This window comes from Phaeovulum sp. (assembly GCF_041596715.1).
Taxonomy (GTDB): Bacteria; Pseudomonadota; Alphaproteobacteria; order Rhodobacterales; family Rhodobacteraceae; genus UBA6213.
In genome coordinates this window covers 1-5,584 of record NZ_JBFHIA010000202.1, presented here as the reverse complement: position 1 = coordinate 5,584, position 5,584 = coordinate 1, and the positions used below count along the sequence as shown (strand labels likewise).

5 protein-coding genes and 2 pseudogenes are annotated in these 5,584 nt (G+C 60.8%); 2 read left to right on the top strand and 5 right to left on the bottom strand.

The features are described 5' to 3' along the window. The 4 genes and pseudogenes from hemW to rph all read right to left on the bottom strand — a co-directional run. A partial coding sequence (hemW, locus tag ABY403_RS12720) for a radical SAM family heme chaperone HemW (protein ID WP_372841196.1) occupies positions 1 to 1,126 on the bottom strand: 1,126 nt, incomplete at its 3' end. Positions 1,127 to 1,129: 3 nt separating this feature from the next. Further along, on the bottom strand, positions 1,130 to 1,465 hold the full coding sequence (locus ABY403_RS12715; protein ID WP_372841197.1) for a RidA family protein: 336 nt from the start codon (positions 1,463 to 1,465) through the stop codon (positions 1,130 to 1,132). A 60-nt stretch (positions 1,466 to 1,525) separates the two neighbouring features. Then, a pseudogene (rdgB, locus tag ABY403_RS12710) lies at positions 1,526 to 2,113 on the bottom strand (RdgB/HAM1 family non-canonical purine NTP pyrophosphatase); the annotation flags it as partial. Continuing rightward, a complete protein-coding gene (rph, locus tag ABY403_RS12705; protein WP_372841194.1) occupies positions 2,110 to 2,823 on the bottom strand; it encodes a ribonuclease PH in 714 nt (237 codons plus the stop codon). The gene rph and the pseudogene rdgB, both read right to left, overlap by 4 nt. Before the next feature lie 108 nt (positions 2,824 to 2,931). Between rph and hrcA the strand changes: the two genes are divergently transcribed. Both hrcA and ABY403_RS12695 read left to right on the top strand, forming a co-directional pair. After that, positions 2,932 to 3,996 (top strand): heat-inducible transcriptional repressor HrcA, encoded by a 1,065-nt coding sequence (gene hrcA / locus ABY403_RS12700; protein WP_372841193.1) that lies wholly within the window; start codon positions 2,932 to 2,934, stop codon positions 3,994 to 3,996. A gap of 4 nt (positions 3,997 to 4,000) precedes the next feature. Then, complete coding sequence (locus tag ABY403_RS12695) at positions 4,001 to 4,540, top strand: nucleotide exchange factor GrpE (protein ID WP_372841191.1); 540 nt, start codon at positions 4,001 to 4,003, stop codon at positions 4,538 to 4,540. Between the two features lie 6 nt (positions 4,541 to 4,546). On the opposite strand, the pseudogene ABY403_RS12690 reads toward ABY403_RS12695, so the two are convergent. After that, a pseudogene (locus ABY403_RS12690) lies at positions 4,547 to 5,584 on the bottom strand (DNA mismatch repair protein MutS); the annotation flags it as partial.

Here is a 5,584-nt window from a genome sequence, read left to right as displayed (position 1 = left end):
TCAGCACCGGCATGCCATCGCGCGTAGCTTGAATACGATCACCCGATGCGCTCACCATGCCAAGTTCGACAAGTCGGGCTATCGCGTCTTCGGGCAAGGCCGCACCCGATAGCGCGGTAAATCTCTCGCGGCTGACGCCTTCAGCAAGTCGTAGCCCCATAAGTAAAAACTCCGCGCCACGCTCGGCTTGGCCAAGCGCTTCGCGCGGCAACTCACCGGGTTTCCCAGCCTCGACGGCATTTAGCCAAGCCTGCGGCGCGCGCGGTGCCTCGGTCGCCCAGCGCACACCGTCCAGCGTAAGGCGCCCGTGCGCGCCGGGCCCGATGCCTGCGTAGTCCCCCGCGCGCCAGTATATCAGGTTGTGCCGGCTTTCCTGCCCAGGGCGCGCATGATTGGAAACCTCATAGGCCGCAAGCCCGGCCGAATTGCAAATATCTTGTGTTGCCATATACATATCAGCCGCGTCGTCATCCAACGGCAGGTCTTTTAGCTGGCCACGCGCGTGCCTTGCGCCAAAAACCGTGCCCTGTTCTATCGTCAGCTGGTAAAGCGAAAAATGGTCCACTGCCATTGCGAGTGCTTCGCGCAGTTCTGCTTGCCACGCGCTCAGCGACTGTCCTTGGCGCGCGTAAATCAGATCAAAGCTCACGCGATCGAAGTTTGCTCGCGCAATATCGAAAGCCACGCGTGCCTCTGCTACTGAATGCATCCGGCCAAGCCGGCGCAAATCAGTGTCGTTCAAGGCCTGAATCCCCATAGAAAGCCGGTTCACCCCGGCCTCCGCATAGGCCGCAAAGCGGCCCGCCTCAACACTACCAGGATTGGCCTCTAGCGTTACTTCGAGGTCATTGGCCAGCACCCAGGTCTTACCGATCCGTTCAAGAATTGCGGCAACCAGTTCCGGGTCCATCAGCGAAGGCGTGCCCCCGCCAAAGAAAACTGTGCTGAGTACGCGCCCCTTTGTCTCGCGCCCGATCCTGTCGATCTCGGCCAAATAGGCTCTCATCCAGCGCTTTTGGTCGATTTTCTCCGCAACATGGCTATTGAAATCGCAATAGGGGCACTTAGAGGCGCAAAAGGGCCAGTGGATGTAAAGCCCGAACCCCACGCTCCTCCAATCTTCCATCATTCAGCCTTTGAACGCGGTGACTTCGATTTCCACCTTCATCTCGGGCCGGATCAACCCCGCAATCACCATGGTTGCAGCAGGGCGTATGTCACCCAAGGCTTCGCCCAGCGCCGGGGCAAGCGCATCAACCAAGCTCGCATCGACAACCGTGTATTGCACCCGCACAATATCAGCCATCTCAAAGCCGCCCTGCTCAAGCGCCCAGCGGATCGTGGCAAAGCAGTTGCGGGCCTGGGCTGCGATGTCCTCGGGCATGGCCATGGTCGAATAATCGTAGCCGGTAACCCCGGATACAAAGCACCAAGGCCCTTTCACCACTGCGCGGCTGTATCCCATTGTCGCCTCGAAGGGTGATCCTGTCGAAATGCGCTGCATGCGGCCCCCCAGACATTGCCTGAACTTGCGAAAAGCATCTGCCCGATGGCTGATCCGGTTCTTTTCGGACGGGTCCATCTCGGCAAAGGTAATCTCGTAACCTTCGGGCACAAACATAGGGTCATAGCCATGCCCCTCTGCGCCCCGCATTGGCCAAACCACCTGCCCCTCGCAGCGCCCCTCGAACACTTCATCGTGCCCATCCGGCCATGCAAGCACGAGGGTTGCGCAAAACCGCGCGCGCCGGGGCATTGGTGCATGCACCGCGTCAAGCTCGGCCCATGTCCGTGTCATGGCCTGTTCAAAATCGCGCCCCTTGGGCGTTTCGGCCCAATTCGCGGTATATACACCCGGTGCGCCACCAAGCGCTTCCACCTCGATGCCGCTATCGTCAGCCAAGGCCGGCAATCCGGTTGCCTGCGCCGCGGCATGCGCCTTGATCCGCGCATTTCCGATAAAAGTGTCTTCGGTTTCTTCGGGCTCCGGCAGCCCAAGTTCCGCCGCGCCAACGACCTCAACACCGAAAGGCGCAAGCATGGCGCGCATTTCTTCAAGTTTGCCCGCATTATGCGTCGCCACCAGCAGGCGATTGCCTGCAAACCGCCTCATGCCAGCGCGGCCTTTTGTGCGGCAACCAGCTCGGCTGCACCAACTTCTGCCAGATCGAGCAATTGTCCCATCTCATCGCGCGAGAATGTTGCACCTTCCGCCGACATCTGCACTTCGATCAGCCTACCGCGACCGGTCAAGATGAAGTTACCGTCTGTGCCCGCTTCGCTGTCTTCCGCATAGTCGAGATCCAGCAACACCTGTCCTGCGTAAATCCCGCAGGACACCGCCACTACATGGTCAACCAGCGGGTCCGTGGTAATAGCGCCAGATTTCAGAAGCTTATCCATTGCCATTCGTAGCGCGACCCAACCCCCGGTGATGGACGCACAGCGAGTGCCGCCATCAGCCTGAAGCACATCGCAGTCGATCACGATCTGCCGCTCGCCCATTGCCGCACGGTCTACGCCAGCGCGCAGCGCCCGCCCGATAAGGCGTTGAATCTCTTGCGTTCTTCCTGTTTGTTTACCCGCCGCCGCCTCGCGCCGGTTGCGTGTATTGGTCGCGCGGGGCAACATGCCGTATTCCGCCGTTACCCAACCAAGCCCCGAGCCTTTCAAAAACTGGGGTGCTTTGTCCTCGATTGTCGCAGAGCATAGCACATGCGTGCCGCCCGCCTTGATCAGGCACGAACCCTCGGCGTGCCGCATGACGCCCGTCTCGATCGAGATCGCGCGCATTTCGTTCAGATTTCGGCCAGAGGGGCGCATAAAGGGTCCTTTCCCATATTTTGGCCAGTTACAGCCGCGCCGCCGCACGATGCAACCCCGATTGACGTGCCGCCACACTGCACTTACCTCGGACTCAAGGAGCAAGAAATGTCCGACGCCAGTCGCCGCCTCTCTGAAATGAATGAACGCTCGCGCGAGGTTTTTCGCCGCGTCGTCGAAGGCTATCTCGATACTGGCGACCCGGTCGGCTCGCGCACGCTCTCGCGCACGATGAGCGAGCGGGTCTCGGCCGCCACCGTTCGCAATGTCATGCAAGACCTCGAATATATGGGCTTGCTGGACAGTCCGCATGTTTCGGCGGGGCGCATTCCCACTCAGGCGGGTTTGCGGATCTTTGTTGATGGGTTGATGGAGGTATCGCAGGTCGCCGCTGCCGACCGCGAAATGATCGATGCAACGCTCGGCGGCAATCAGCCCGAGGTCGCGTCAGCGCTCGACAAGATTGGTGGGGCGCTCTCGGCGATCACCCGCAGCGCAAGTCTCGTGCTGACGCCCAAACACGAAGCGCCCATTCGGCATATCGAGTTCGTCAGCCTTGCCGCCGACCGCGCGCTGGTGGTGCTGGTCTTTGCCGACGGCATGGTGGAAAACCGCGTTTTCACGCCTCCGCTCGGGCAAACACCCTCATCCATGCGCGAAGCTGCGAACTTTTTGAATGCATTGGTCGAGGGGCGCACTCTGAGCGAACTTCGCCAGCACGTAGCGCGCGAAATCGCAGAGCGGCGGCAGGAACTCGATGTTCTTGCCCGCGAACTTGCCGAAAGCGGGCTGGCGCTATGGGAAAATGCCGGTGAGCCGCAAGAGCGGCTTATCGTGCGCGGCCGCGCCAACCTCATCGACAGCGAAGTGGCGGATCTGGACCGAGTGCGATCCCTTTTCGACGATCTTGAACGCAAGCGCGACATCGCCGAGTTTCTCGATCTGACCGAGGGCGGGGCCGGTGTGCGCATTTTTATTGGCTCGGAGAACAAGCTTTTCTCTCTTTCGGGTTCCTCTCTGGTGGTGTCTCCCTATATGAACGCTGACCGGAAGATTATCGGTGCAGTGGGCGTGATCGGACCAACACGCCTCAACTACGCGCGAATCATTCCGATCGTTGATTATACGGCGCAGCTGGTCGGGCGCGTGCTGTCAGGCCAGGGCAAGGGGTAAGAGCATGAGCGATATGAAGAAAGACGAGATTGCCGAAGATCAGGCGCAGATTGATACCGGTCTGGACGACGTTTCGGCTGAAATAGAAACGCTTCGCGCAGAGCGCGACGACATGCGCGATCGTTTCATTCGCGCGCTTGCCGACACAGAAAACATGCGCAAACGTGCCGAGCGCGATCGTCGCGAGGCCGAACAATACGGTGGCACCAAGCTCGCGCGCGATCTTTTGCCGGTTTACGATGCATTGCGCCGCGCGCTCGACGCCGCTGGCGAAGAACAGCATAGCGCCGCTGCCGCACTGATCGAAGGGGTAGAACTGACCCTGCGCGAATTGCTCAACGTGTTCGTGAAGCATGGTATGCAGCCAATTCAGCCGAAAAACGGCGATGCCTTTGACCCCGCGCAACATCAAGCGATGTTCGAGGCGCCGCTGCCCGGCACCAAGGCCGGCGACATCATCGAAGTAATGACCGAGGGTTTCATGTTGCACGACCGCTTGCTGCGCCCTGCACAGGTGGGCGTTTCGTCAACGCCAAAGTCGTAATCGACCCTATTCCTGCGAAATCGCCTTGAGTTCGTATAGCAGCGCAAGCGCCTCGCGCGGCGAAAGCTCGTCGGGGTGCAGCGCTGTCAGCCGCTCTTGCAGCTTGCTTTCGGGCTTGCGTACGGGCGGCGGCGGCGCTGCGCGAAACAGCGGAAGGTCGTCGATCATCGCGCGTTGCCGTGCCGCGCCCTCGCGCTCGCCCGATTCGAGCGCTTCTAGCACCACGCGCGCGCGCTCGATCACCGCTTGCGGCAGACCGGCCAGCCGGGCGACCTGCACACCGTAGCTGCGATCGGCCGCGCCGCGCTTGACCTCATGCAGAAATACCAGTTCACCCTGCCATTCGCGCGCGGTGACATTGGCGTTTTCCACCCCTGCAAGTTTGGCGGAAAGTGCCGCCATTTCATGATAGTGCGTGGCGAAAAGCGCGCGGCAGCGGTTGACATCGTGCAGATGCTCTAGCACCGCCCAGGCGATCGACAGCCCGTCATAGGTGGCCGTGCCGCGCCCGATTTCATCAAGAATCACAAGCGCACGGTCGTCAGCTTGGTTCAAGATCGCTGCGGTTTCGACCATTTCAACCATGAAGGTAGAGCGTCCGCGCGCAAGGTCATCGGCAGCGCCCACCCGGCTGAAAAGTTGGCTGACAAGCCCGATGCGCGCGCTTTTTGCAGGCACAAAGCTGCCCGCCTGCGCCAAAAGCGCGATCAGCGCGTTTTGCCGCAGAAAGGTTGATTTGCCCGCCATGTTCGGCCCGGTCAGCAGCCATATCGCGGGGGTCTGGCTTTCGGTCAGTGCACAGTCGTTGGCCACGAACGCCTCGCCCGTACGCCGCAGCGCCGCCTCAACAACCGGATGCCGGCCCCCGGTCACATCAAAAGCGCGGCTGTCATCCAACTCTGGCTGCACCCAGTCTTCGGCGGCGGCAAGATCTGCGAATGCAGCGGCAAGGTCGATTTCCGCCAGCGCACGCGCGGCAAGCGCAATCGCCCCGGCGCTTTCCAGAATTGACGCACTCAGGCTGGAATAGACACGCTTTTCAAT

Coding starts and splice junctions, on each gene's coding strand:
- hrcA (WP_372841193.1), top strand. CDS start 2,932: ATGTCCGACGCCAGTCGCCGCCTCTCTGAAATGAATGAACGCTCGCGC.
- ABY403_RS12695 (WP_372841191.1), top strand. CDS start 4,001: ATGAGCGATATGAAGAAAGACGAGATTGCCGAAGATCAGGCGCAGATT.
- rph (WP_372841194.1), bottom strand. CDS start 2,823: ATGCGCCCCTCTGGCCGAAATCTGAACGAAATGCGCGCGATCTCGATC.
- ABY403_RS12715 (WP_372841197.1), bottom strand. CDS start 1,465: ATGGGATACAGCCGCGCAGTGGTGAAAGGGCCTTGGTGCTTTGTATCC.